This is a genomic window from Mycetocola sp. Y171 (assembly GCF_056713165.1).
Genome location: NZ_JBWYGX010000001.1, coordinates 1,022,754 through 1,049,254 on the forward strand (window position 1 = coordinate 1,022,754; position 26,501 = coordinate 1,049,254).

The window sequence follows — 26,501 nt, forward strand, 5'->3', positions numbered from 1 at the left end:
GGTCAGAGCGAGGCGAGCACCGCGACGAGGCCGTCCTCGTCGATGGTCCCAGTGACCTCGGTGGCCGCGGACTTCACTTCGTCAGGAGCCTGTCCCATCGCGACGGCGCGACCGGAACGGCCGGCCCACTCGAGCATTTCGATGTCGTTGCGACCGTCTCCGACGGCGACGATCTGCTCCGCGGGGATGTCGAGCCATTGCCGCACCCTTTCGAGCGCCGTCGACTTGTTGACGCCGAGCGGGGCGATGTCGAGCCATGCCGTCCAGCCGATGGCGTACGTGACCTGGTGCAGGCCCATCTTCTCGACGATCGAGAGGAAATCGAGCTCGTCGTGCTCTGGCGAGACGACGACGACGCGCGTGACCGGCTCAGAGAGGAGCCGCTCGAAGTCGACTTCTTCGGCGTTCTCGAGATTCCAGTCGGTCATGCCCTCGGTGTAGCGGCGGTATCCGCTCGGGTATTCGACCATGTAGCGGCCGTCGGCGAGATGGGAGCGGATGGTCCTCAGCACTTCACCCGGATCGAAGGTCTCGATCAGGTGGCGGTTGTATCCGGTCGGCTCGGTCGGGTCCCTGCGCATGACGAGGGCGCCGTTCGCGCAGACGACGTACTCGGGAGTGATCCCGAGCTGATCGAGGACCTGGTGGGTGGTCTCCCAGCTGCGACCCGTCGCGAGCATGAGGTGGTGCCCACGATCGGATGCCGCCTGCGCGGCCTCGATGACGGCATCCGCCATCGTGCCGTCCTCGTGGAGCAGGGTTCCGTCGACGTCGAGTGCGACGAGAAGACCGGTGCCGGTCACAGGGGCCTGACGACGTCGAGTCCGCCGAGGTACGGACGCAGCGCCTCGGGAATGACGACCGACCCGTCCGCCTGCTGGTGAGTCTCGAGCAGGGCGACGAGCCAGCGGGTCGTGGCGAGCGTGCCGTTGAGCGTGGCCACCGGTGTGGTCTTGCCGTCTTCGCCTGCCCGATAACGGATGTTCAGTCGCCGCGCCTGGTAGGTGGTGCAGTTCGACGTGGACGTGAGCTCGCGGTAGGCATCCTGCGTCGGAACCCACGCTTCGACGTCGTACTTGCGAGCCGCGCTCGAGCCCAGGTCGCCTGCGGCGGTGTCGATCACGCGATAGCTCAGGCCGAGGGCCTTGAGCATGCCTTCCTGCCAGCCGAGCAGGCGCAAGTGCTCGGCTTCGGCTTCGGCGGGTGTCGTGTAGACGAACATCTCGAGCTTGTTGAACTGGTGCACGCGGATGATGCCGCGGGTGTCTCGCCCGTAGGAGCCGGCTTCGCGTCGGTAGCAGGTGGACCAGCCCGCGTACCGGATCGGGGCATCCGCGACGTCGATGATCTCGTCGGCGTGGTAGCCGGCGAGCGCGACCTCGCTCGTGCCGGTGAGGTAGAGGTCGTCTGCAGGCAGGTAGTAGACCTCGTCGGCGTGGGCGCCGAGAAATCCGGTCCCTGCCATGATCTCCGGCTTCACCAGCGTCGGGGTGATCAGCGGGATGAAACCTTCAGCGAGCGCCCGGTCGAGCGCCATGTTCATGATGGCGAGTTCGAGGCGAGCCCCGATGCCACGGAGGTAGTAGAAGCGGGCACCAGAGACCTTGGTTCCCCGCTGCATGTCGATGGCGCCGAGGAGTTCGCCGAGTTCGAGGTGGTCCTTCGGTTCGAAGTCGAAGCCCGGCTTGTCGCCGACCTCGCGGAGGGTGACGAAGTCGTCCTCGCCGCCGGCGGGCACGCCGTCGAGAATCGGATTCTGGATGGCGCCGACGACCTCGGTGAAACGGGCCTCGGCATCCGTCGCCCGCTGCTGGGCGAGCTTGACCTGCTCAGAGAGGCCTTTGACCTCGGCGAGGAGGGCGGGCTTCTCCTCTTTGGACGCCTTGGCGACCCGCTTGCCGAACGCGTTCTGCTCGGCGCGGAGTTCTTCGAAGGCGGTGATCGCCGTACGGCGTTCACGGTCTGCGTCGAGGGCCTGGTCGACAAGGTCGACCGGCGATCGCCGCGCCTCCTGCGAACGCCTGATGAGGTCTGGGTTTTCGCGGAGGAGCACTGGATCAATCACGGGTGCAAGTCTAACGGCGCGGGGTACGGTTGCAGGTATGAGTGAGCCAGGCCGGAAGCACGCGGCCGTTATCTACAACCCGACCAGGGTCACCGTCGGGTCCCTTCGACCACTCATCGACCGCGCAGCCGCCGACGCCGGCTGGGACGAAACACTCTGGTACGAGACGACAATCGAGGACCCGGGGGCCGAGGTGACGCGCGAGGCCGTGCGCGCAGGGGCGGGCTTGGTCTTCGTCGCCGGCGGAGACGGAACGGTCAGGTCGGTGTCCCAGGGCATGCGTGACTCCGGGGCCGCTCTGGCACTCCTGCCGTCTGGCACCGGAAACCTGCTGGCCAGGAACCTCCGCATCCCCGTGGCGAACCTGGCCGAGGCGATCGCGATCGGCTTCACCGGCAGGACCCGCAACATCGACCTCGGCATCGCAACACTGAGCCGCGTGGACGGCACGATCGAGGAGCACGGTTTCGTCGTCATGGCCGGTATGGGGATCGACGCCGACATCATGGCGAACACCAACGAGACCCTCAAGAAGACCGTCGGCTGGCTCGCCTACGTTGACGCCGGCATCCGGGTCATCCCCGACGCTCGCCCGTTCCGGATCCGGTACCAACTCGACGACAAACCACAACACAGTGCCCACGTGAGCACCATCCTGTTCGGCAACTGCGGCACCCTGACCGGCGGTCTCGAGATGATGCCGGATGCCATCGTCGACGACGGCCTGCTCGACGTCGCCGTGCTCCAGCCGAAGGGCACGCTGGGCTGGATCGAGGTGTGGCGCAAGCTGCGCTGGGAGAACGGATTCCTCCGCCGGTCGAGCATCGGGCGCAAGATCATCAAGGCGACCTCGGGGAGCGCGTCGACGATCACCTACCTGCGCAGCGCGGGCATCACGGTCTCGCTCGACAAACCGCGTGACGTCGAGCTCGACGGCGACGAGTTCGGTGTCGTCTCCGGGGTGCGTTTCGCAGCGGATGCCGGCGCGCTGGCCGTGCGGGTGCGGTAGCAGTACACGCCAGACAGGAGAATGTGCTGCCCGCGCATACCCAACAGGAGTCAGAGCCCCGTTTGAACGCACTCTTCCTGTTGAGTGGCCACGGACGAGGACGTGCCGGCTAGATCACGCCCTGGGCGAGCATTGCATCCGCAACCTTGACGAAGGCTGCCGTGTTTGCGCCGATGACGTAGTCGCCCGGGTGACGATAGCGCTCGGATGCCTCGTACGCGGCAGCGTGCACGCCACGCATGATGTTGTGGAGACGGTCCTCGCTGTCGCTGAAGCTCCAGCGCTGGCGCGAAGCGTTCTGGCTCATCTCGAGCGCACTGGTCGCGACACCGCCGGCGTTCGCCGCCTTCCCCGGGCCGAAGAGCACACCTGACTGCTGGAACGCGTGGACGGCGTCGGGGTAGCAGGGCATGTTCGCGCCCTCTGAGACGGCTTCGACACCGTTGGCGATGAGGGACTTCGCGTCGGCGAGCGTGAGCTCGTTCTGGGTGGCGCTCGGCAGCGCGATCTGTCCAGGCACGTCCCAGACGCTGCCGCCGGAGATGAATCGCGCAGATGGGCGACGCTCGGCGTACTCCGAGATCCGCAGGCGCTCGACCTCCTTGATCTGCTTGAGCAGGTCAAGGTCGACACCCTTCTCGTCGACGATGTACCCGGACGAGTCGGATGCCGTGATCGCGCGCCCGCCGAGCTGGTGAACCTTCTCGATGGCGTAGGTAGCGACGTTCCCCGAGCCTGAGACGATGGCGGTCTTGCCGTCGATCGACTGGCCCTTCATCGCGAACATCTCCTCGGTGAAGAAGACGGCTCCGTAGCCTGTCGCCTCCGTGCGGACCTCCGCGCCACCCCACCCGGTGCCCTTGCCTGTGAACATCCCCGACTCGTGGCGGTTGGTGATCTTGCGGTACTGGCCGAAGAGGAAGCCGATCTCGCGCGCGCCGACTCCGATGTCACCGGCAGGCACATCGGTGTGCTCGCCGAGGTGACGGTACAGCTCGTTCATGAAGCTCTGGCAGAACCGCATGATCTCGGCGTCGCTCTTGCCGTGCGGGTCGAAGTCGCTTCCTCCCTTGGCGCCACCGATGCCCTGCGCCGTCAGCGCGTTCTTGAAGATCTGCTCGAACCCGAGGAACTTGATGATCGACAGGTTCACCGTGGGGTGGAACCGGAGTCCGCCCTTGTACGGGCCGAGCGCCGAGTTGAACTGCACCCGGAATCCGCGGTTGACCTGCACGCGGTTCCTGTCATCGGTCCACGGCACGCGGAAGATGACCTGGCGCTCGGGCTCGACCAGGCGCTCGAGGATGCCAGACTCACCGAATTCCGGATGCTCGGCGAGCGCAGGCTCAATCGACTCGAGGACTTCGTGGAGCGCCTGATGGAACTCCGGCTCCCCCTGGTTCCGTGCGACCGCGGTTTCATAGACGGCGCGGGTGAGTTCGGCTGGCGTGGGAGAAGAGGGCACGGAGGGACTTTCTGGAGCGTGGAGAAACGCGGACGACGCTGTACGCGGGAACGGGCGGAAACGCCCGGACGGTGGATCTACCGGGTGCGCGTCGCGCAGAAAGGCCGTTGTGCGGCCTCAGACAGTCTGACCCGGCCGGGAGGCATCCGTCAATTTCAGGCGAGCGGATGCCGTGGGCGCCACCGGGCCGCTGCGACGAAGAGCGAGCCGATGACCATGGTGAGTCCGGCGAACACGACAAGCGCGAGAGGCTTCGGTTGCCAGCCGCCGAGCGACCCGACGATCGGGGTGTCCTCGGGTGCCCAGGACCACGTGATTCCTTCGTCGCCGTCGGAGATGTCCAGCACGAGTTTCGGCATCGGCCCACCGGTCGTCAGTCCCCGGGTGATCAGCCAGTCGCGGTACGACTCCTGGCCGATGTCATCGATTCCCGCTTCGCTGAGCTGTTCGAGTTCGTCAGGGGTGAGGTACACGGCGGCGGTCGCAGCGTCCATCCTCAACTGCGACTCCACGGCAACGAGGGTGACACCGATGATCAGGAGAAGGATGCCGGCGAGCGCGGCGAATCCCACCACGCCGACGCGGCGAACCAGGCCTGGCTCAGCGGACGACGTCGATGTCATCGAAGTCGCCGTACTCGTCGTCGGTGCGCGCCCGATGAGGCCGCCAGGTGACGGCCACGAAGAAGATCACGCCGAGCAGAGTGAGCACGCCGGCGAGCGCGACCAGCGGCGAGAGTCCCCACGCGATCTGCGCCGACAGCCAGGCCTCCCGTGCCTCCGAATCTTCACTCGCGAAGCCGTACTGGCCCATGTAGACCTGCTCGACCGACCACCGGAACGCGCCGACCCCTGCAGCCAGGAGAATCAGCCCGACGATCGTGAGGACGATGACCCACGGGTTCCTCCACGGCGAAACCCTGACATCCTCCACCGGTTCGGCGAACTCCCCGGCTTCGCCGTCAGGCAGGGGCGGCGGCGGAACGACGTCACCCTGTGCCGGCGCCGGGGGCACGCGCTGCGCGACGGGCTCAGGGATCACCGGGATGCGCTCGTGCGTCTGCGGACTCGTCGCCGGTCCGTTGTGGACGGCGGGATCGAAGCCGCGCTGGAACTCCGGGTTGTAGCGGGGGTCGAATCCTGCGCGGTCCATCAGGAGCTCCTTCGTCGGCATCCATGTCGATGTCTGGAGCCTAGTCAACCGGCGCCACGGCGGCGAGAGGTCACTCCTCGGGTTCGCCCGAGATCAGCCCGCGGAGCCAGTCGCGCGCCTCGACGAAGACCTCGTCTGAATACCGGGAGTCGAACTCGATCGACGCTTTGTCCGCTCGCGGGTACGACCCGAGGAACCGCACGCTCGGGCTGAACCGTCGCACGCCGAGCATGGCATCTGCGACCCGTTCATCGCGGATGTGTCCGTCCGCGTCGATGATGAAGCGGTACCGGCCGAGTTCGTCTCCGATCGGGCGGGACTCGAGAAGGCTCATGTTCACGCCGCGTGTGGAGAACTGCTCGAGCAGTTCGAGCAGCGCGCCGGCCCGGTCGACGGGAAGCTCGGCGATGAGGCTCGTCTTGTCCGCTCCCGTCGGCTCTGGCAGCACGGCGGTCCGGCTGACGAGGAGGAAGCGCGTCACGGCGTTGGGGTTGTCGCCGATGTTCTCGGCGAGCACGTCGACGTCGTAATGAGCGACGATGCCGGGTGGAGCGATGGCGGCGTCGGCCAGGTCGTTGTCGAAGAGGGCGGATGCCGCAGCCACGTTGCTCGTCGCCGGGATGTGCCCGTGTCCGGGGAGCGCTGCGTCGATCCAGAGGTGGCACTGCGCGTACGCGACCGGGTGGGCGTTGATGACCTTGACGTCGGCGAGGGTGGTCCCCTTCCTGGCGACGAGGACGAAGTTGACCGGCACGAGGTACTCGCCGATGATCCGAAGTCCTGGGATCGTCGCGAGCGCATCCTGGGCGACCGAGACCCCGCCTTCGATCGAGTTCTCGATGGCGATCACCGCGGCGTCACTGCGTCCGGCGAGAACGTCGTCGAGCGCCTCGCCGACATTGTTGACCGACCGCCAGTTCTGACCGACAGCCTCAGGCACCTGGGCGAGTGCCGCCTCGGTGAACGTCCCGCGCGGACCCAGATAGCTGTAGGTGCGGATCGGGGGGCCGTCTGGGGTCTCTGCCATGGTTCAGAGCCTACTGGTCACTGCCCGGACTGGGGCCGCTGCAGGCCCGAACTGGGACTGCGCAAACGCCCCATGCACCGATACAGTTGGGGAGTCTGCCCAACTGCGTCTTCGCCGATGGGAGCGACATTCGGGAGTCGTGGGACAGAGGTTGGAGTCAAGTGGGCGTATGGGGGGCTGCCAGGGGAACGATGTCACGTCGTCTCTCCCCGGTCTTGCATGCCTTCGGTGGCGCTGCCACTGCGCTCGCGGTCGGAGCCGCCGGTGTGGGTTTCATCGCAGACCTCCGTCTCCCTGATGGCCCGATCCACGACATCGTCTCGGTGGAGCCGATCCCGGTGCACGGGGACGAGTTCGTCGCCCAGTTCACCGGCCGGGAGTCCGAGGCGGCTGACGCCCTCCTGACCCTCTCACCGCTCGAGGTCGCTACGCTCTGGGTTGATTTTCCCAGCGCGTTCGTGAGCGACCTCATCCAGCAACGACCGGATGCCGTCGGCAACCTCGAAGGCGCCAGTTACCTCGCTCGCGACCGCGCGAACATCCGCAGGCTCGCCACTGTCAAGAAGGAAGCCGTCGCTGCCGAACAGCGGGCGCTGTCGCGGATGCATGCGACGGGACCGCAGAGCGCTTCCGGACGGGAACTGGCCGAAGCGGAAGACCGGGTCGAATCGGTCGAGGTCCTGCTCGGACTGTTCGATACCCAGCCGGCGACGGCGACGGACCCGCGCCGCTACCTGATCAGCCTGGACGACTCGGTCGACGGCCCACCGCTCGCGGCCATCTCGGTCGGCGACCTCGACTCGGCGCTCTACGCGACCTATTTCGTTCCCGGCATGAACAGCTCGGTGCTCGAGGCGGAGGACTATCTCCGCGGAGTCACGCGCATCCAGCAGGCGTCAGACGACAGCGCTGCGGTGCTCTGGCTCGGTTACGAAAGCCCCGGTCCTGTGGAGACCGTTTCGACGGCACGCGCTGAGGCCGGCGCCCTCCAGCTCGGCAAAGCCCTCGATGGGTACGACTCCCGGCGGGACACCGTCGGCCTCCCCTCCGAACTCACCGTCCTGGCTCACTCATACGGTTCGACGACAGCGGCCATCGCCCTGACCGGCGGCAACTACGGGGTGAGCTCGTTCGTGATGATCGGCTCGGCAGGCGTTCCGGCAGACATCAGCCTCGATGACCTGCACGTACTGCCCGAGCGCGTGTACGCATCGGAGGCGATGGCGGACGTGATTGCCGGCAAGGGTCAGTTCTGGTCCGGCAGGGTCAACCCGGCATCGGTCGACTGGGGCGCCCAGCTGTTCGGTAGCAACGGAACGACGCTCGAGGACGGAACGATCCTCAGCGCCGTCACCGCCCACGACGTTGTCGGCCCTGACACCGACGCAGACCACGACAAGTACCTCGGCGACGGCACCGAGAGCCTGTACGACATCCGTAACATCGTCACAGGGCGATTGCACGAGATCACGCCAGGCGCTCGCACGCCGTCCGCCGACTCTCCTATCCTCGCCGAAGGGGCGAAGTAATTCGCTGACGCATGCCGGTGGCTTGGTGCCACAATGGGGGCATGACCGACCGCGCAGGAACTCCAGCAGCTGAGTCCGACCTCATCGACGTCCCCGCCCTCCTCGATGCGTACTTCGTCCTGAAACCCGACGTCTCGATACCTGAACAACGGGTCATTTTCGGAACGTCAGGTCATCGCGGCTCGTCCCTCAACACGGCGTTCAACGAGCACCACATCGCCGCAACGACGCAGGCGATCGTCGAGTACCGCGCAGACCAGGGCGTCACAGGACCGCTGTTCATCGGATCGGACACCCACGCTCTCAGCCACCCGGCCCAGACCACAGCGCTCAAGGTCCTCGTCGGAAACGACGTGCGCGTGCTCGTCGACGAGTTCGACGACTACGTTCCCACCCCGGCACTCAGCCACGCCATCCTCGCCTGGAACCGTTCGGGCGCCGAGGAGCAGGCTGATGGAATCGTCGTCACCCCCAGTCACAACCCGCCGGCCGACGGCGGCTTCAAGTACAACCCACCGCACGGCGGACCTGCGGACAGCGACGCCACGAGCTGGATCGCCAACCGCGCCAACGAGATCATCGAAGCGGGGCTCATCGACGTGAAGATGGCGGAGCCGAGCGCCGTCGAGACGTACGACTTCCGTGGGAAGTACGTCGAGGACCTCGGCAACATCATCGACATGGATGCCATCAAACGCTCGGGAATCCGGATCGGCGCCGACCCGCTCGGCGGCGCGAGCGTTCACTACTGGCAGGCGATCGCCGACCGTTACGACATCGACCTGACCGTGGTGAACCCGCACGTCGACCCGACCTGGCGGTTCATGACGCTCGACTGGGACGGCAAGATCCGAATGGATCCCTCGTCGCCGTCGGCGATGGCATCCGTACTCGCCCGCAAGGATGACTACGACATCCTCACGGGCAACGACGCGGATGCCGACAGGCACGGCATCGTCACCCCTGACGGCGGGCTGATGAACCCGAACCACTTCCTCGCCGTCGCGATCGACTACCTCTACCGCAACCGTTCGGGCTGGGGGGCGGATGCCGCGATCGGCAAGACGCTCGTCTCCAGCTCGATCATCGACAAGGTCGCCGAGTCGCTCGACCGCACCCTGTGGGAGGTCCCTGTCGGCTTCAAGTGGTTCGTTCCAGGGCTCATCGACGGGTCGGTGGCGTTCGGCGGCGAGGAGAGCGCCGGCGCGAGTTTCCTGCGCATGGACGGCACGGTCTGGACGACGGACAAGGACGGCATCCTGCTCTGCCTGCTCGCGTCCGAGATCCTTGCCGTCACCGGTAAGACACCATCGGCGCTCTACCGCGAGCTGACCGAGAAGTACGGCGACCCGGTGTACGAGCGTGTGGATGCCGCTGCGTCTCCTGCTCAGAAGGCGGCTCTCGGCAAGCTCGATGGCGAGGCGATCACGGCCACCGAGCTGGCAGGCGACGCCATCGTCGCGAAGCTCAGTGCGGCCCCAGGTAACGGCGCGGCCGTCGGCGGAGTGAAGGTGGTGACCGCGAACGCATGGTTCGCGGCTCGTCCGAGCGGCACGGAGGACGTCTACAAGATCTACGCCGAGTCCTTCGTGGGACCGGACCACCTCAAGCAGGTGCAGGCTGAGGCGAAGCTGATCGTGGATGCGGCCCTCGGAGCGTAGAGCGCCCTAGAGCCCGAGCTTCTTCAACTCGGTGTCCATGCGCTCGGCCATGGCCGCGTAGCCGTCGTCGTTGGGGTGGATGCCGTCGGCGGCCATCCACTCCGGGTGACCCTCGATCCAGTACGACGCACCGGCGATGTAGTCGGCGCCGACACCCTCGGCGGCGTCCCGGACCCACGAGATGATCGAGTCGACGGATGCCGGCCGCTCGTCGGTGTACCAGAACGGCTCGACGACGATGAGCCGCGCTTCCGGAAGCTCGGCCGCCAGCGTCTCGATGTCGTCGCTGATCGCGGCTTCGATCTCCGCGGCGCTGCCAGGCATCGAAAAGTTGTCGTTGAGCCCCATGGTCACGAAGACGATGTCAGGGTCGGCATCGATGATCCGGCCGATGAGGTCGCCAGGAAGCGCTGAGCGGTTGTTCACGAATCCGAGACCGTTCACGCTCGGATTGAATTCCGCCCAGCCGCGGTCGGCGCAGATGAGCGTCGACCAGCGCTGGGACGGTTCGCTCGCGCCGGTGCCCAGCGTGTAGGAGTCACCGTAGAAGGCGACGACCGGTTGCCCCGGTGTCGCCATCGGCACACCGCCAGGCTGGGCCGACGTGCACGCCGTCAGCGCTCCGACGCCGACGAGCAGCCCGATGGCTGCGAGAAGCCGTGTTGCCGCAGTTGCTGTCACACGAGTCATTCGTGGCCCGCCCCTTCGCGGATTGGCGTTGCAGACGATTATGCCGGGATGCTCCAGAACCAGGCGTTCCCACCCGGGTGCTCGTCGGTGATCGCGACATCGAGGTCTCGGTATGGGCCGTCGAGGTTGTGGCTTGCGAACCCGATCCTGGTCACGCCGTCAACGACCTTCACGCTCGACACGAGCATGACGTGGTCAGGAATGTCGTTGTTGTTCCAGTCGAACATACCGATGTCGCCGATCTTGACCTGGTCACGCTGGTCGAGGTTCAGCCGGGTGACATCAGGACCGTTGTCGCTCGCGAACCAGTCGTGCATAGCGGGCACGTAGCCCCAGGCCGGGCTCCAGTCAGCGGTCGTGGCCGCAGCGTTCTTGTTGAACCAGGTGGAGTTCTGCACCCAGCCGCGCTGAATCAGCGTCTGGCTCACGAAGTTCGCGCAGTCGCCGCCGACCGGGTTCAGGTTGCCCCACTCGGCCTCGTTGTAGTCGTCCCAGTGCGCGAGGGCGTACTGCATCTGGGCGTCGACTCCGGTGACGACGGCGTACGAGTGCGTCAGGGCCTTCGGCTGTGAAAGTGCCTTCTCGGCGGCCGAGACGACGATGGCGGCGTCCGCCGGCTGGTAGTCGACAGCAGCGGGCGCGACCGCCGTGACCGTGCCGTCAGCGGTGACGGTGACGTCGGTGGCCGGGATCCCGCCGACGGTTACGTCGGTGACATCCGCCAGCCCTGTGCCTGTGATCGTGAGAGTCGTTCCGCCCGTGACCGATCCGGATGCCGGCGACACGGCGGTCACCGCGCTCACCGCCGAAGGGGTCGGGGTGCTGGTCGGTTGCGGGCGCGTCGCTGTCGGTGTCGAGGGGCTGGCACATCCGGCCCACAGCAGTGCAGAGCAGGCGATGACGGCGGCGGCCACGATCCTGCGGCTGCCGACACGGATGCGTGAGGGCCTGCGGACACTGCTCGACACGAAAACTTCCTTCGGATGGGCTGACCCTCCATCGTAATCGACCTCTTTGGGCAATCTCTGATGGCGCGCTTGACAACAGGCTCTTCCACAACGTAGCTTGTCCGTAATCCGTGAGAGCGCTCTCATGCTTCGAAATGAGAGCGCTCTCACGAAGCCACTGCACCCGTCCACGCACACACAAAGGAGTGACCGTGAACCTCTCACGACGCACCAAGCTCGCCACCGGCATCGCCGGCGCCGCAGCTTTCGCCATTATCGCCACCGGCTGCGCCCCCCAAGGCGGCGGCTCATCCGAAGACGAGCAAATCGAACTCTCCATCACGACGTTCGGAACGTTCGGCTACGACGAGCTCTACAAGGAGTACGAAAAGGCCAACCCGAACATCACGATCAAGGCAGAGAACATCGACACCGGTGGAAACGCCCGCACCGATGCATTCACCAAGATCTCAGCCGGCTCTGGCCTCACCGACATCGTCGCCATCGAGGAAGGCTGGCTCGGACAGATCATGGATGTCTCCGACCAGTTCGTCGACCTCAACGAGTACGGCGCAGAAGACATCAAAGACAACTGGGTTCCCTGGAAGTACGAGCAGGGCACAGACTCCGAGGGCCGCGTCATCGGCTACGGTACGGACATCGGCCCGCAGGGCCTCTGCTACAACGGCAAGCTCTTCGAAGCCGCTGGCCTCCCGAGCGACCGCGAGTCGGTCGCCGAACTCTTCGGCGGAGACGACGCCACCTGGGACACCTACTTCGAACTCGGTGAACAGTACAAGGAAGCCACGGGCAAGGCCTGGTACGACCACTCCGGTTTCGTCTGGAACTCCATGGTCAACCAGCTCGATGAGGGCTACTACACCAAGGACGGCGAGCTGAACGTCGAGGGCAACACCGAAATGCGCGAGCGCTTCGACCAGCTCGCAGCAGGAACCGCCGCCGGCCTCTCCGCCAACCAGAAGGCATGGGACTGGGGCAAGGGCAAGGCCTTCGTAGACGGCTCCTTCGCCACCTTCGTCTGCCCGGGCTGGATGCTCGGAACCATCAAAGGCTCCCTCGAGTCCGGCGGCGGCGACGCCTCCACCGGCTGGGACTTCGCCGACGTCTTCCCCGGCGGCGCGTCCAACTGGGGCGGCGCATTCCTCTCAGTGCCGACCACGTCTGAGCACCCTGAAGAAGCAGCTGCACTTGCCGAGTGGCTGACCGACCCCGAGCAGCAGGTCAAGCAGTCGGCTGCAGCTGGCAACTTCCCCAGCACGATCGAAGCTCAGAAGAAGCTCGCCGAGGAGGCAACGCCGAACGAGCTGTTCAACAACGCCCCGACGGGAGCGATCCTGGCATCGCGCGCCGAAGGCGTCGTCGCTCAGTACAAGGGCCCGGATGACTCGCTCATTCAGGAGAACGTCTTCGGCCCCGCGCTGAAGAACCTTGACACCGGCAAGATGAACGCTGACGAGGCGTGGGACCAGGCGCTCCAGCTCCTCAACGACCTGGTCGTCAACAACTAGGAACACCAACCGCGAGGCTCCCGGGAGAAATCCCGGGAGCCTCCGATCTGGACGCGAGAACATGACAAGCACACTGAACAGGCCGCCGGTCGAGAGCTCTTCTCCTGGCAAGCCGCGAACGCCAGCCAAGGCGCCGAAATCACTCAAGCATCGCCTGAGCGCCTTCGACGTCAAAGCCTCCCCCTACTTCTACGTCGCTCCCTTCTTCATCCTCTTCGCCATCGTCGGTCTCTTCCCGCTGATCTACACCTTCGTGGTGTCGCTCTACGACTGGCACACGCTCAAGGGCCAGGGCGACTTCGTCGGTCTCGACAACTTCACCGCCGTCCTCGGCGACCGGTACTTCTGGAACTCCCTGTTCAACACCGTCAGCATCTTCTTCCTTTCGACGATCCCGCAGCTCATTGCGGCCGTCGTCATCGCTGCCGTCCTCGACCAGAACCTGCGCGGCAAGACGTTCTGGCGCATGAGTATTTTGTTGCCGTACGTCGTCACGCCCGTCGCGGTCGCCATGATCTTCTCTAACGTGTTCGGCGAAAGCTACGGTCTCATCAATAACATCCTCGTCAGCTTCGGCGTCGACCCCGTGATGTGGCAGAACGAAACGCTGCCGAGCCACATCGCCATCGCCACCATGGTCAACTGGCGCTGGACCGGCTACAACGCCCTGATCCTTCTGGCCGCGATGCAGTCTGTTCCCCGAGACATCCACGAATCTGCCGCTCTTGACGGCGCCGGGGCCATCCGCCGCTTCTTCAGCATCACCCTTCCCTCGATCCGCCCGACGATGATCTTCGTCATCATCACGGCGACCATCGGCGGACTGCAGATCTTCACCGAGCCGCGCCTGTTCGACCCGGTGACAGCGGGTGGATCGCAGCGCCAGTTCCAGACCACGGTGCTGTACCTCTGGGAGATGGCCTTCTTCAGGCAGAACTTCGGCAAGGCGTCGGCAATCGCCTGGCTGCTCTTCCTTCTCATCGTCATCTTCGGGCTGATCAACTTCCTGCTCTCGCGGAGCATAGCCACCGCGGAAGGGCGAGGAGCGAAGGCTCGGTCACAACGCCGCCTCCTGAAGGTGCGCCAGCGTCAGGCGCGGGCCGCTGTGCGAACGGGCAGCGCGGCATCCGTTGTCGATGAAGTGATTCCCGTACCCGGTCCAGCAGAGAACATCGAACAGTCCGGATCGACAGAAGAAAGGAGCATCCGATGAGCGCGAGCACCCTCACCCGCCCGGCTGAGACTTCCGGAAGCCTCCCCACGCGGCGCAAGGCCAGGTTCTTCGGCATCGACAAACGGCCCGGTTGGCTGACCTACTCGCTCCTCGGCGTGTTCTTCCTCTGCTCGGCTTACCCCCTGTGGTGGTCGTTCGTGATGGGAACCCGCGACAACGCGGCATTCGGCTCGACGTGGCCTCCCCTCCTTCCCGGCGGCAACTTCTGGAAGAACGTCGGCGAGGTCTTCGACACCGTCCCGTTCTGGCTGGCTCTCGGCAACAGCATCCTGATCTCGAGCATCATCACCGTCTCGGTGATCACTTTCTCGACCCTCGCCGGCTACGCGTTCGCGAAGCTCAGGTTCAAGGGTCGCAACGGGCTGATGGTCTTCGTCATCGCGACCATGGCGATCCCGACCCAGCTCGGCATCATCCCGCTGTTCATGGTGATGAGGACCCTCGGCTGGACCGGCGAGATCGGCGCGGTCATCATCCCGACCCTCGTCACGGCATTCGGTGTGTTCTTCATGCGCCAGTACCTCGTCGACGTCATCCCGGACGAACTGATTGAAGCTGCACGCATGGACGGGGCGAGCATGATCTCGACGTTCTGGCACGTCGCTGTTCCGGCAGCCCGCCCGGCCATGGCGATCCTCGGTCTGTTCACGTTCATGACCGCATGGACCGACTTCCTCTGGCCGCTCATCGTTCTCAACGCGAGCAACCCCACCCTGCAGACGGCTCTCAGCCAATTGCAGTCAGCGCGGTACGTCGACTACTCGATCGTGCTCGCCGGGGCCATCATGGCAACACTCCCCCTGCTCGTACTCTTTATCGTGGCAGGCAAGCAACTCATTTCAGGCATCATGCAAGGAGCAGTGAAGGGCTAATGACGTTCAACTTTCCCCCCACCTTTATCTGGGGGTCCGCCACCGCTGCGGCCCAGGTCGAAGGCGCAGCCCACGAAGACGGCAAGGAAGACTCGGTCTGGGATGCGTTCGCTCGCGTCCCAGGGGCCATCGCCAACGGCGAGAACCTCGATGTCGCTGTCGATCATTACCACCGCTACGCCTCCGACGTCGCGATGATGAAGGAGCTGGGCCTCGACTCCTACCGGTTCTCGACGAGCTGGTCGCGCATCGTTCCCGGCGACCGCGAGCCGAACGCCGCGGGACTCGACTTCTACTCCCGCCTCGTCGACGAACTCCTGGGTGCCGGCATCCTGCCATGGCTGACGCTGTACCACTGGGACCTGCCGCAGGCCCTCGAGGAAAAGGGCGGCTGGGCAAACCGGGACACCGCTCTGCGCTTCGCCGACTACGCCGAGACCGTGTACGGAACGCTCGGTGACCGCGTGAAGAACTGGACGACGTTCAACGAGCCGTTCTGCTCCTCGCTGCTCGGCTACGCCGCAGGCGTCCACGCCCCTGGGCGGCAGGAACCGGCCGCCGCCGTCGCCGCCATCCACCACCAGCACCTCGGTCACGGCCTCGCCGTCAACCGGCTGCGCGACCTCGGCGCCGAGCAGATCGGCATCACGCTGAACCTGTCGAACGCCATCCCGCTCGACGCGAACGACCCCGTCGATGTCGAGGCAGCCCGCCGGTTCGACGTGCTGCAGAACCGCGTCTTCCTCGACCCGATCGTGACCGGGGCGTACCCGGAAGACGCGCTGTCCGACCTCGAGCAGTTCGGCATCCGCGACGTGATCCAGCCGGGTGACATGGAGATCATCGGAACGCCGATCGACTTCCTCGGCGTCAACCACTACCACGACGACCAGGTCTCCGGACATCCGGACGACTCGGGCACGGACGGCCATTCCGGAGCGACCGAGAGGGAACTCTCCTCGTGCTGGATCGGGTCGGAGTACATCACGTTCCCGAGCCGTGGCCTGCCCCGCACCGCCATGAACTGGGAGGTCAACCCGTCTGGCCTGCACAAGCTGCTCGTGCGCCTCGGCCGTGAATACCCGAACATGCCTCCCCTCTTCGTCACCGAAAACGGGTCGGCATACGAAGACGTCGTCTCCGCAGACGGCCACATCCACGACGTCGAACGTACCCAGTACGTCACCGATCACGTGCAGGCGGTGTCGGATGCCATCGCAGACGGCGCGGATGTGCGCGGCTACTTCGTCTGGTCACTTCTCGACAACTTCGAGTGGTCGTGGGGCTACGGCAAGAGATTCGGCATCGTCCGCGTCGACTACGACAGCCAGGAGCGAACCATCAAGGACTCCGGCCTGGCGTACTCGCGGATCATCGCGGACGCCAAGGTCGGGATTCCCGCGCATTAGAGTGGTGCCATCGAGGGGAGGCTGGGGACCATGACGACACAGACGCAATCTCCGACACTGGAGATGGTCGCGGCACGCGCAGGCGTGTCACGCGCGACCGTGTCGCGCGTGGTCAACTCCTCCCCCAAGGTCACCGCCGAGGTCGTCGAACTCGTCAATTCCGCGATCGCCGAACTCAACTACGTACCCAACCGTGCCGCGCGTTCCCTGGCCAGCCGGAAGACGCAGGTGATCGCGCTCGTGGTGCCCGAGTCGACGGCGAAAGTGTTCGCCGACCCGTTCTTCGCATCCGTCGTGCAGGGCGTCGCGCTGTACCTCGCCGACACGGATTACACGCTCAACCTGCTCATCGCATCCGAGACGAAGTCTGACAAGACCAGGCGCTACCTCCTCGGCGGCAACGTCGACGGCGCTCTCGTCGTCTCGCACCACTCCGGCGACCACTCGTACACGCACCTCGGACAGAAGCTGCCGATCGTCTTCGGTGGCCGGCCGATCAGCCCGGACACCTCACAGGGCCACTTCGTCGACGTCGACAACGTCAGCGGCGCCCGCGTTGCGACGCAGAGGCTGATCGACCGCGGCTGCCGCTCGATCGCGACCATCGCCGGGCCACAGGACATGCCGCCAGGGGTCGACCGGCTCACCGGCTGGCGGGATGCCGTCACCGGCGCCGGACTCGACGATGCCCTCGTCGAATATGGCGACTACTCACCCGATGACGGTGCTGCAGCGATGCGCCGCCTGCTCGCTCGCGGCGTGCCCATCGACGGGCTGTTCGCCTTCAGCGACCAGCTCGCCGCCGGCGCGTACACGGTCCTCAAGGAGGCCGGGCTCCGGATCCCCGAGGACGTCGCGGTTGTCGGCTACGACGACGACCGTTACGCGGCGACGGTGAGTCCGACCCTGACGACCGTCAACCAGGCCCCTGTCGAGATGGGCGCGAAGATGGCCGAGATCGTGGTGCGACTCATCGACGGCGAGCAGGTCGAGACGGCGACGATCATGCCGACGAAGCTCGTCGTGCGGGAGTCCGCTTAAGCTCGCGAATTGCTGGGTTTGCGGTGGTTCAGACACCAGGGAACCACCCCAAAGTCAGCATCTGGCGGGGTGTTGGGGAGACAATAGAAGGAATACCGCGCTGCTACCGGTGCTTGACACAGGTGGACGCCCGGTCACCGGTGCGAGCGACGGCGCTGCCCCCGGACGCCCAGCCGTGCCCCGAAAACAGATCGTGAGTTGCCCATGCCCCACCCCACCGGATCGACGACGGAGCTGGCGACCACCCCGCTGACCGACGCCGAGGTGCTGCTCCTGCGCCGCGACTTCCCCGCGCTGAACCAGCGGGTGAACGGGCACGAGCTCGTCTACCTCGACTCCGGCGCCACCTCGCAGAAACCGGTCAGCGTGCTCGACGCCGAGCGTGCGTTCTACGAACACGACAACTCCGCCGTCCACCGTGGCGCACACACGCTCGCCGCCAACGCGACCGAACTCTTCGAAAACGCGCGCGCGACGGTCGCCCGCTTCGTGGGCGTGGGCGAGAACGAGATCATCTGGACCTCGAACGCCACAGAGGGCCTCAACCTCATCGCATACGGCATGTCCAATGCCAGCCTCGGTCGCGGTGGGGCGGATGCCGCTCGGTTCGTTCTCGGCGAGGGAGACGAGGTCCTGACCACGGAGGGTGAGCACCATGCGAACCTCGTGCCGTGGCAGGAGCTCGCGGCACGCACAGGGGCGACCCTGCGGCACATCCCGGTCGCGGACGACGGAACGCTGCGGATGGATGAGGCCGAACGGCTGATCAACCCGCGCACGAAACTCGTCGCATTCACGCACGTCTCCAACGTCACCGGTGTGATCAACCCGGTCGATGAACTGGTCCGGCTCGCTCACGGCGTCGGAGCGCTCGTCGTGCTCGACGCCTGCCAGTCCGCTCCGCACCGTGCGCTCGACCTCGCCGCGCTCGACGTCGACTTCGCCGTCTTCTCCGGCCACAAGATGCTCGCCCCCACCGGGATCGGCGTGCTCTACGGCAGGGGCGAACTTCTCGACGCCCTCCCTCCCTTCCTCACCGGTGGTTCGATGATCACCACGGTGACGCTCGAGGCATCCGGCTACCTGCCTTCGCCGCAGCGGTTCGAAGCGGGTACCCAGAAGGTGTCGCAGGCCATCGCCCTCGCCGCGGCGATCGACTACCTCGGTGCCGTGGGAATGGACCGGATCGAAGCCTGGGAGACCGAGCTGGGCGCCCGGCTGGTCGAGGGATTCAGCTCCATCCCAGGGGTCCGCGTGCTCGGTCCGGATGCAGGTGTTGAACGGGCGGGGCTCGCGAGCGTCGACGTCGACGGGGTGCACGCCCACGACGTCGGCCAGTTCCTCGACGACAGGGGGATCGCCGTGCGGGTCGGGCACCACTGCGCGCAACCGCTTCACCGTCGTTTCGGGGTGACCGCTTCGACGCGGGCGAGCGCCTACCTCTACAACACCACGGCAGACGTCGACGCGGTCATCGACGGCATGCGCGACGTGCGCTCGTTCTTCGGGGTGAACTGATGGCTTCAGGAGATCTCGCAGGCCTGTACCAGCAGGTCATCCTCGACCATTCGAAAGAGAAGCACGGCTTCGGGCTCAAGTCTTCGGCGGATGCGTCCAGCCACCAGGTCAACCCCACCTGTGGTGATGAACTCACCCTTCAGCTGCATGTCGCGGACGGCGTCGTGAGCTCCGTCACGTGGGAAGGGGCAGGATGCTCCATCTCGATGGCATCCGCATCGCTCCTGCACGACCTCGCACCGGGGCTCACGCTCGCTGAAGCACGGGAACGGATCGCGCTGTTCCGTGAGCTCATGCACTCCCGCGGTGCCGGCGTCGAGGACGAGGACGAACTGCTCGGCGACGCCATCGTGCTCGAAGGCGTCTCGAAGTACGTGGCGAGGGTCAAGTGCGCGATGCTCGCGTGGGTGGCACTCGAGGCGGACCTGGCTCAGCTCGAATCGTCTCACTGACGCCTCCGCCGCACCCGCGCAGGCTCGACAGGAGAAACCCGCACTTCTCAGTCGGGGTCTCCTGTTGAGGGTTCGGCGGGCGGCCTCACCAGGCACGCTGCTCGACCCCCACCGGGGGTCTACGCGAAGTGCGGAACCACCTCGGCGGCCAGGAACTCCAGGTGCTCGAGGTCGCTCAGGTCGAGGATCTGCAGGTATGTGGTCTGCACACCGTCGTCCTGCAGCGCACCCAGCCGATCGATGATCTCTGACGGCGTTCCTGCCAGACCGTTCTGACGCAGTTCGCCCGGCGCCCGGCCGATCGCGGTCGCACGACTGACGTATTCGGCCTCGCTCGCGCCGGCGGCCGCCACGAATGCCGCCGAGTACACGAGCTCACCCGGGTCTCGGTCGATCGCCTCACACGCCGCCCTGACCCCGGCGAACTTGCCGGCGATCTGATCGAACGGCACAAACGGCAGATTGAACTCCGTCGCGAATCTGGCGGCAAGCGCCGGCGTGCGTTTGGCGCCGCCTCCGCCGACGATGATCGGCAGCTGCGACTGGACGGGCTTCGGCAGCGCAGGCGATTCGGTGAGCGAGTAGTGCTTCCCGGCGAACGAGTAGGTGTCGCCGACGGGGGTCTCGAACAGGCCTGTCACGATCTCGAGCTGCTCCTCGAGCATCCCGAATCGCTTCGGAGGGAACGGTATACCGTAGGCGGCATGTTCTTCTTCGAACCAGCCGGTGCCGAGTCCGAGCTCGACGCGACCGCCGGACATCTGGTCGACCTGCGCCACCTGGATGGCGAGGATCCCCGGCGAGCGGTACGTCACACTCGATACGAGGGTGCCGAGTCGGATGCTATTGGTCTCGCGCGCGAGGCCTGCGAGGGTCGTCCAGGCGTCGGTCGGACCAGGCAGCCCGGAGAAGTGGTCACCCATCACCATGTAGTGATCGCTGCGGAAGAACGCATCGAAGCCGAGTCTCTCGGCTGTCTGTGCGACCGCGAGGAGATCGTCGTAGCTCGCGCCCTGCTGCGGTTCGGTGAAAATGCGGAACTTCATCTGCGGGGTTTCTCCTCGGGGTCCTGGATGGTGTGCCATTCGACGGGTATGCCGTCGAATCGCTTCTGCATGACGGTGAGCGCTTCGGGGTTCTGGTCGATGAGAACGAACGAGCGGCCGAGGGACGCGGCGACGGCGCCGGTCGTGCCGCTTCCGGCGAAGAAGTCGAGCACGCGGTCGCCTTCGCGGCTGGATGCCTGGATGATCCGCCGCAGCACGCCGATGGGCTTCTGCGTCGGGTAGCCCGTCTTCTCCTTGCCGGTCGGCGAGACGATGGTGTGCCACCAGACGTCCGTCGGCAGTTTGCCCCGTTCGACCTTCTCGGGGGTGACGAGGCCTGGTGCCATGTACGGTTCGCGATCGACGGCATCCGAGTTGAAATAGTACGTCTTCGGATTCTTCACGTAGACGAGGATCGTGTCGTGCTTGGTCGGCCACTTGCTCTTCGACTTGGCGCCGTAGTCGTAGGCCCAGATAAGTTCGTTGAGGAACGAGTCGCGCCCGAAGATCGCGTCGAGCAGCACCTTCGCGTAGTGGGCCTCACGGTAGTCGAGGTGCAGGTAGAGCGTGCCGTCGTCGGCGAGGAGCCGCCAGGCCTCGACGAGCCTCGGCTCGAGAAAGGCCCAGTAGTCGTCGAACGCGTCGTCGTACCGTTTGAGCGCTCCGCGGATCCGCTCGTAGCTCTGGCCCTTGAACCCGAGTTGCCCGCCTCCTCCTGGCTCGGCGCGCACACTACTGGTCTCGTGTCTCTTCTGCTCCCGCCCGGTGTTGAACGGCGGGTCGATGTAGACGAGGGTGAAGGACCCGTCCGGCAGCGTCGGCAGGATGTCGAGGTTGTCGCCGGAGTAGACCACGTTGCCGGTCGGCGCCGTCGGCGTGACGGCGCTCAGATCGACGGTGATTGAGACCGTCCCGTCGAGGATGTCGCCGAATCCGTCTCCCGGGATCGGTGCAGGGGCAGGGATCCGGGTTGCGCGGTCGCGCTCCAGCTGGGCCTCATGTCGGGTTGGGGCGAAGATCTCGTCGACGATGCCGAGGGCGCCGCCCGTCGTGGTTCCACTCGGCCGCTTGCGCTTACGGCTGCGCGGGGCGTAGCCCTCCGGCAGCACCTCGTCGGGGGTCAGGTCGTCGCTCACGGCACCCGGTTCAGCCACGCGTCCGTCACGAACTTCGACTCGACGAGAGCCTCTGCCGCTTCATATTCCTCCGGGGTTATGTTCCCGGGCTTCGCGCCGGTGAGGCTGACGAAGGTGTCCTTCATCCGCTCGATGATCTCGGCTCTGCTGAGTCCGGTCTGCGTTCGCAGCGGGTCGACGCGCTTGGCTGCGGACTTGGTTCCCTTGTCGCTGAGCTTCTCCCGGCCGATGCGCAGGACGCGTGCCATCAGCTCGCCGTCCATGTCGTAGCTCATCGTGACGTGGTGCAGCACTGCGCCGTTGCCGAGGCGCTTCTGCGCGGCTCCGCCGATCTTGCCGCTCGGGCTCGTGATGTCGTTGAGGGGCTGGTAGCTCGCATCGATGCCGAGCGACTGCAGCGCGGTGAGCACCCAGTCGTCGAGGTAGGCGTAGCTGTCTGCGAAGGTCATGCCCTGCACGAGTTCGGCCGGGACGTAGAGAGAGTAGGTGATGACCTCGCCCTGCTTCATCAGCATCGCTCCGCCGCCTGAGACCCGTCGAACGACCTCGAAGCCGTTCGCTTTCGCCTGGTCGAGGTCGACTTCGTTCTTCACCGACTGGAAGCTCCCGAGCACGACGGCGGACTCGTCCCATTCCCAGATCCTCAGCGTGGGCCCGCGGCGGCCTGCGCCGACTTCGGCGGTGAGAACCTCGTCCAGGGCGAGGTGCATCCGCGGTGACACCGAGCCGGTGTGGATGAGCTCCCAGTCGAAGTCCTTCCAGTCGGCGGCGCCGGCCAGGGACCGGCGGATCGCGGTGCCGACGGCTTCAGGGCTGAAGCCGAGCAGGGTCGCCCCGTCGGGAAGACCGCGGCGGATCGCGGATGCCAGCGAAGCGGCATCCGTTTCGACAGGCAGTCCGTTGACAGACCTGTTGATGTCGTCGAGGGCCGAATCGGGCTCGAGGAAGAAGTCGCCGGCGAGCCGGAAGTTCGCGATCGCGCCGTCGATGACGTCGAGGTCGACGACGACGAGCTTTCCGCCTGGGACCTTGTACTCACCATGCATGCGTTCAGCCTAGTCTCGGGCATCGGGCGGCAATCCGCTCGGGCGGGAGCAGAATGGGAGTATGACGACTCTCTTCCTGGCCAGGCACGGTGAAACCGTGTGGCACGCCGAACACCGCTACGCCGGACGGGCGGACGTCGAGCTCACCGACAAGGGCCTGCGCGAGGCCGAGTCGCTCGCCCTCTGGGCCGCTGACGCGCGCCTCGATGCCGTCTACTCGTCGACACTGAGCCGGGCGATCCTCACGGCGGAGCCGAGCGCGCGGGCAACAGGTGAGATCGTCGAAACGGATCCCGACCTGGACGAGGTGGGCTTCGGCGTCGGCGAGGGACGAACCCTCGACGAACTCCGTCCGGAGTACTCGGCCGAGGTCGACGCGTTCATCGCCCGCCCGGCCGAGGCCGTCCTGCCCGGCGGCGAGCAGGGACTCAACGGCATCACGCGCTACCTGCGTGCATTCGACCGGATCGAAGCGGCGTTCCCGGACGGCCGCGTGCTCGTCGCCTGCCACGGCACCGCGCTCAGGCTCACGCTCTGTTCCCTGCTCGGAATCGACCCGAACCGATACCGCGACCTCATGCCGGAGATCCAGAACTGCGCGGTGACGGCCCTGTCATACATCGACGGCAAAGCCCGGCTGTACGCGTTCAATGTGCCTGCAGATGCGGCGGCGCACCGGTACTGACGCGCGGCCCGCGCGGCACGCGCAACATCCGCTCGAATCGCCACGACATGCCGTCCATCGCGTCCACGGATGACGGTTTGTGGCGAATCGGTGGCCTGAACGACACTTCGTGGCAACTCGACGATGCGCTCCAGCGCCAACCACATCTCAGGATGCCGTGTGCAGGTCCAGCCACTCCACGAGGTCGGCGATGATCTCGTCGCGGTTCGTCTCGTTGTAGATCTCGTGCCGACAGTCCTGGTAGATCTTCAGCGTCACGTCGCTGAGCTTCGCCCGCTTCACGTACGCGTTGCGCAGCATCGTCAGGCCGCGCGTGCCGCCGAGCGGATCCTCCGACCCACCCTGGATGAGCATCGGGATGTCGCGGGGCATCGTCCTCGGCGGACGCCCGAGATACGTCAACGCCTGCCCCGTCGTCCACGCCGGGGTCACCGCGACGTCGAAGTTGTACTTGTCCGCAGTGAACGCCGCCCAGACAGCTTCGTCACGGCTGAGCCACTCGAGCCCGGTGGCCGTCGGCGACTTCCATTTCTTGTTGTAGTTGCCGCTGCCGACTACCCCAAGGACGGAGAGCGATGACCCACTGAGCACAACGGCGTCGTAGATGCTCGTACGGTTGATGACCTTCTGCGCCATAAACGAACCCCAGCTGTGGGCGAGCAGCACGAGCGGAAGATCGCGGTAGTCCTCGCGCAGATGTTCGCCCACGAGCTGCACCGACGCGAGCGCCGTCTTCGTGGGCTTCTCGCCGAGCTTGCCGACACCGAGGTGGTTGGTTCCGGTCTGCCCGTGGCCCCGGTGATCGTCGGCGACGACGGTGTACCCGGCGGCATTGAGGTCCGCGGCGAGCGCCCTGTAACGACGTGCGTGCTCGCCGACACCGTGGCTGAGGTGAACGACGGCTTTCGGCTGCGGCACCGCCCAGACGTAGTAGTAGATCGTGACGCCGTGTGCATCGGTGAGGGTCCGGGTTTCGGGGGAGGCGGCATCCGCCCCGGTCTGATCGTCGTCGGTCATTTCCCCAGAGTAGCGGCAGGACCGCCGACCGCCCGGCGAGCACGGTTAATTAGCATCGCTAAGCAGACCTTTACCTTTGCTAACTATTTTGATAGACTGTCTCTCTGTGGCAAAGACAATCGCAGAGCAGGCGTCCGACCTGCGCATGGGCACCTTCAAACTCGCACGGCGCCTCCGCGCCGAACGGGCTGACGACGAACTCAGCGATGGCCAGTTCTCCGTGCTCGGAGGGCTGTACACCCACGGACCACACACCCTGAGCGGCCTGGCCGAACGTGACCATGTCTCTGCCCCGTCGATGAACCGCACGGTGAACTGCCTGGAGGAATCCGGCTACCTCACCCGCGTCGCCGACGCCGCAGACAAACGCCGCGTGACGATCGAGCTGACGGATGCCGGAACGGCGATCGTCAAGGAAACCGTCAAGAAGAGAGACGCCTGGCTTCACCACCAGTTGCGCGCCCTCGACCCTGCAGACAGAGAAACCCTGGCGAAAGCCACAGAACTGATGAGGAGAATCGCCACCCAGTGAGTGCAATGTTCCGATCGCTTTCGAGCTACAACTACCGCCTGTGGTTCATCGGCGCCCTCGTGTCGAACATCGGCGCGTGGATGCAGTCGACCACCCAGAGCTGGGTCGTGCTCACCGTCCTGACCGACAACGACGCCGTTGCCGTCGGAATCACGATGGCCCTGCAGTTCGGACCTCAGCTCCTGCTCGTGCCGATCACCGGCCTCATCGCCGACCGTTTCGACCGCCGCAAGATCCTCATGATCACGCAGAGCGCTCTGATGCTGCTCGGCGTCGCCCTCGGCCTGCTCCTCATCCTCGGCCATGCCGAGCTCTGGCACCTCTACGTCTTCGCCCTACTCCTCGGAATCGTCAACGCCGTCGACGGCCCTGCTCGGCAGACCTTCGTCTCCGACCTCGTCGACGAGCACAACATGTCGAACGCTGTCGCTCTCAACTCGGCATCTTTCAACGCGGCACGCATGATCGGCCCAGCACTCGCAGGCCTGCTCATCGTCGTCATCGGCTCCGGCTGGGTGTTCATGGTCAACGCGTTCACGTTCCTCGCGGTGCTCTTCGCGCTCTACAAGCTTCGCGCGAGCCAGCTGCGCAGTCGCCCGCGCGCACCACGCCAGCGCGGTCAGCTCGTCCAGGGCTTCCGCTACGTGATGTCACGACCCGACCTCGGTGTCATCTTCGTGATCGTGTTCATCATGGGGGCGTTCGGCATGAACTTCCCGATCTTCGCGTCGACCATGGCCGTCGAGCTCGGCGGTGGCGCAGGCGACTACGGCCTGCTCTCGTCGATCCTCGCGATCGGGTCACTCACCGGCGCCCTACTCGCCGCGAGGCGCGACCGGGCACGAATGCGCGTCGTCATCGCGGCCGTCGGCCTGTTCGCGATAGCCGCGTTCACGGCATCCGTCATGCCGACGTTCTGGACGTTCGCCTTCGCCCTCATCTTCATCGGGTTCGCCACGGTCACCATGCTGACGACGGCCAACGCCTTCGTGCAGACGACGACGGATGCCGCGGTGCGTGGCCGCGTGATGGCCCTCTACATGGCCGTGCTGATGGGAGGCACCCCGCTCGGTGCGCCGATCGTGGGCGGAATCGCGAACGCCTGGGGTCCGCGCTGGGCACTTGCCGCTGCCGGTGTCGCCGCGCTGCTCGCCTGCACATTCGCGCTGACCTGGGCCGTGATGGCGCGGAGCCTGCGCGTGCAGCTGCACCCTGACTACCGCTGGCGCCCCGTCGTCACCCACGCGGGCAAGCCGCTGCCGGTGTCGTCGATCGTGCCTGAGGACTTCTCCGAGGAGGTGGCGCTCACGTCGCCGATCTCGCTCCCGGCACTCGCGGGTCAGAAGCCGCGCCCGCGCGTGACAACCTCCGAGATTCCCGCCGGCGCGGGTGTTTCGGCTTCGCGCCGGTGATTTTTCACCCGCGCGAAGCCGGAACGC

The 26,501-nt window shown here is 65.9% G+C and carries 25 protein-coding genes; 13 read left to right on the top strand and 12 right to left on the bottom strand.

Translation table 11 applies throughout. The annotated features are described in order from the left end of the window. Positions 1-2: 2 nt before the first annotated feature. Together AC1M2K_RS04835 and serS are read right to left on the bottom strand one after the other, a co-directional pair. Positions 3-803, bottom strand: a complete 801-nt coding sequence (locus AC1M2K_RS04835; protein ID WP_480240054.1) for a Cof-type HAD-IIB family hydrolase — start codon at positions 801-803, stop codon at positions 3-5. Then, positions 800-2,065, bottom strand: a complete 1,266-nt coding sequence (gene serS, locus AC1M2K_RS04840) for a serine--tRNA ligase (RefSeq protein ID WP_480240055.1) — start codon at positions 2,063-2,065, stop codon at positions 800-802. The genes AC1M2K_RS04835 and serS overlap by 4 nt, the downstream gene beginning before the upstream one ends. A 37-nt stretch (positions 2,066-2,102) precedes the next feature. Between serS and AC1M2K_RS04845 the strand changes: the two genes are divergently transcribed. After that, positions 2,103-3,074 (top strand): diacylglycerol/lipid kinase family protein, encoded by a 972-nt coding sequence (locus tag AC1M2K_RS04845; RefSeq protein WP_480238263.1) that lies wholly within the window; start codon positions 2,103-2,105, stop codon positions 3,072-3,074. Positions 3,075-3,183: 109 nt separating this feature from the next. Here the strand turns inward: AC1M2K_RS04845 and gdhA are convergent, their stop codons facing one another. From gdhA to pheA, 4 genes are all read right to left on the bottom strand, one after another. Then, positions 3,184-4,539, bottom strand: a complete 1,356-nt coding sequence (gdhA, locus tag AC1M2K_RS04850) for an NADP-specific glutamate dehydrogenase (protein WP_480238264.1) — start codon at positions 4,537-4,539, stop codon at positions 3,184-3,186. A 155-nt stretch (positions 4,540-4,694) separates the two neighbouring features. Then, positions 4,695-5,162: a hypothetical protein gene (locus AC1M2K_RS04855; protein WP_480240056.1), complete on the bottom strand. Its 468-nt coding sequence runs from the start codon at positions 5,160-5,162 to the stop codon at positions 4,695-4,697. Beyond that, entirely contained in the window at positions 5,140-5,691 is a 552-nt protein-coding gene (locus AC1M2K_RS04860) for a hypothetical protein (RefSeq protein ID WP_480240057.1), read from the bottom strand. Before AC1M2K_RS04860 ends, AC1M2K_RS04855 begins: the two co-directional genes overlap by 23 nt. 70 nt (positions 5,692-5,761) lie before the next feature. Continuing rightward, positions 5,762-6,718 carry a prephenate dehydratase gene (gene pheA / locus AC1M2K_RS04865; protein ID WP_480240058.1) on the bottom strand — a complete coding sequence of 319 codons (957 nt, stop codon included), beginning with the start codon at positions 6,716-6,718 and terminating at the stop codon, positions 5,762-5,764. A 191-nt stretch (positions 6,719-6,909) separates the two neighbouring features. Between pheA and AC1M2K_RS04870 the strand changes: the two genes are divergently transcribed. Both AC1M2K_RS04870 and pgm read left to right on the top strand, forming a co-directional pair. Next, entirely contained in the window at positions 6,910-8,247 is a 1,338-nt protein-coding gene (locus AC1M2K_RS04870) for an alpha/beta hydrolase (protein WP_480240059.1), read from the top strand. A 41-nt stretch (positions 8,248-8,288) separates the two neighbouring features. Beyond that, positions 8,289-9,908: a phosphoglucomutase (alpha-D-glucose-1,6-bisphosphate-dependent) gene (gene pgm, locus AC1M2K_RS04875; protein ID WP_480240060.1), complete on the top strand. Its 1,620-nt coding sequence runs from the start codon at positions 8,289-8,291 to the stop codon at positions 9,906-9,908. Positions 9,909-9,914: 6 nt separating this feature from the next. Here the strand turns inward: pgm and AC1M2K_RS04880 are convergent, their stop codons facing one another. Then, positions 9,915-10,598: an SGNH/GDSL hydrolase family protein gene (locus AC1M2K_RS04880; protein ID WP_480240061.1), complete on the bottom strand. Its 684-nt coding sequence runs from the start codon at positions 10,596-10,598 to the stop codon at positions 9,915-9,917. Positions 10,599-10,636: 38 nt separating this feature from the next. Next, the gene (locus AC1M2K_RS04885) at positions 10,637-11,566 is read right to left on the bottom strand and encodes an amidase domain-containing protein (protein WP_480240062.1); all 930 of its coding nucleotides are present in this window, start codon (positions 11,564-11,566) and stop codon (positions 10,637-10,639) included. 191 nt (positions 11,567-11,757) lie between these two features. Here AC1M2K_RS04885 and AC1M2K_RS04890 point away from each other — a divergent pair, with 191 nt between their 5' ends. The 7 genes from AC1M2K_RS04890 (at position 11,758) to sufU (ending at position 19,600) form a co-directional block, all read left to right on the top strand. Further along, positions 11,758-13,074 carry an ABC transporter substrate-binding protein gene (locus tag AC1M2K_RS04890; RefSeq protein ID WP_480240063.1) on the top strand — a complete coding sequence of 439 codons (1,317 nt, stop codon included), beginning with the start codon at positions 11,758-11,760 and terminating at the stop codon, positions 13,072-13,074. Between the two features lie 61 nt (positions 13,075-13,135). Next, complete coding sequence (locus AC1M2K_RS04895; RefSeq protein ID WP_480240064.1) at positions 13,136-14,287, top strand: carbohydrate ABC transporter permease; 1,152 nt, start codon at positions 13,136-13,138, stop codon at positions 14,285-14,287. Beyond that, positions 14,284-15,180: a carbohydrate ABC transporter permease gene (locus AC1M2K_RS04900; RefSeq protein WP_480240065.1), complete on the top strand. Its 897-nt coding sequence runs from the start codon at positions 14,284-14,286 to the stop codon at positions 15,178-15,180. Before AC1M2K_RS04895 ends, AC1M2K_RS04900 begins: the two co-directional genes overlap by 4 nt. Further along, a complete protein-coding gene (locus AC1M2K_RS04905; protein WP_480240066.1) occupies positions 15,180-16,589 on the top strand; it encodes a GH1 family beta-glucosidase in 1,410 nt (469 codons plus the stop codon). Before AC1M2K_RS04900 ends, AC1M2K_RS04905 begins: the two co-directional genes overlap by 1 nt. 30 nt (positions 16,590-16,619) lie before the next feature. Continuing rightward, positions 16,620-17,630: a LacI family DNA-binding transcriptional regulator gene (locus tag AC1M2K_RS04910; protein WP_480240067.1), complete on the top strand. Its 1,011-nt coding sequence runs from the start codon at positions 16,620-16,622 to the stop codon at positions 17,628-17,630. Positions 17,631-17,834: 204 nt separating this feature from the next. Then, entirely contained in the window at positions 17,835-19,148 is a 1,314-nt protein-coding gene (locus AC1M2K_RS04915) for a cysteine desulfurase (RefSeq protein WP_480240068.1), read from the top strand. Beyond that, positions 19,148-19,600 (top strand): Fe-S cluster assembly sulfur transfer protein SufU, encoded by a 453-nt coding sequence (gene sufU, locus AC1M2K_RS04920; RefSeq protein WP_480238278.1) that lies wholly within the window; start codon positions 19,148-19,150, stop codon positions 19,598-19,600. Before AC1M2K_RS04915 ends, sufU begins: the two co-directional genes overlap by 1 nt. A 119-nt stretch (positions 19,601-19,719) precedes the next feature. On the opposite strand, the gene AC1M2K_RS04925 is transcribed toward sufU, so the two are convergent. The 3 genes from AC1M2K_RS04925 to lplAB form a co-directional block, all read right to left on the bottom strand. After that, entirely contained in the window at positions 19,720-20,646 is a 927-nt protein-coding gene (locus tag AC1M2K_RS04925; RefSeq protein WP_480240069.1) for an LLM class F420-dependent oxidoreductase, read from the bottom strand. Further along, entirely contained in the window at positions 20,643-21,548 is a 906-nt protein-coding gene (locus AC1M2K_RS04930; protein ID WP_480240806.1) for a DNA-methyltransferase, read from the bottom strand. Before AC1M2K_RS04930 ends, AC1M2K_RS04925 begins: the two co-directional genes overlap by 4 nt. A 230-nt stretch (positions 21,549-21,778) precedes the next feature. Then, positions 21,779-22,828 carry a lipoate-protein ligase LplAB gene (gene lplAB / locus AC1M2K_RS04935; RefSeq protein WP_480238280.1) on the bottom strand — a complete coding sequence of 350 codons (1,050 nt, stop codon included), beginning with the start codon at positions 22,826-22,828 and terminating at the stop codon, positions 21,779-21,781. A gap of 61 nt (positions 22,829-22,889) precedes the next feature. Here lplAB and AC1M2K_RS04940 point away from each other — a divergent pair, with 61 nt between their 5' ends. Further along, positions 22,890-23,513, top strand: coding sequence for a histidine phosphatase family protein (locus tag AC1M2K_RS04940; protein WP_480238281.1), 624 nt, complete (start codon positions 22,890-22,892; stop codon positions 23,511-23,513). 147 nt (positions 23,514-23,660) lie between these two features. On the opposite strand, the gene AC1M2K_RS04945 is transcribed toward AC1M2K_RS04940, so the two are convergent. Further along, on the bottom strand, positions 23,661-24,530 hold the full coding sequence (locus AC1M2K_RS04945; protein ID WP_480240070.1) for an alpha/beta hydrolase: 870 nt from the start codon (positions 24,528-24,530) through the stop codon (positions 23,661-23,663). 106 nt (positions 24,531-24,636) lie between these two features. On the opposite strand from AC1M2K_RS04945, the gene AC1M2K_RS04950 reads away from it, so the two are divergent. Next, positions 24,637-25,062: a MarR family winged helix-turn-helix transcriptional regulator gene (locus tag AC1M2K_RS04950; protein WP_480238283.1), complete on the top strand. Its 426-nt coding sequence runs from the start codon at positions 24,637-24,639 to the stop codon at positions 25,060-25,062. Positions 25,063-25,067: 5 nt separating this feature from the next. Further along, on the top strand, positions 25,068-26,474 hold the full coding sequence (locus AC1M2K_RS04955) for an MFS transporter (RefSeq protein ID WP_480238284.1): 1,407 nt from the start codon (positions 25,068-25,070) through the stop codon (positions 26,472-26,474). Positions 26,475-26,501 lie beyond the last annotated feature (27 nt).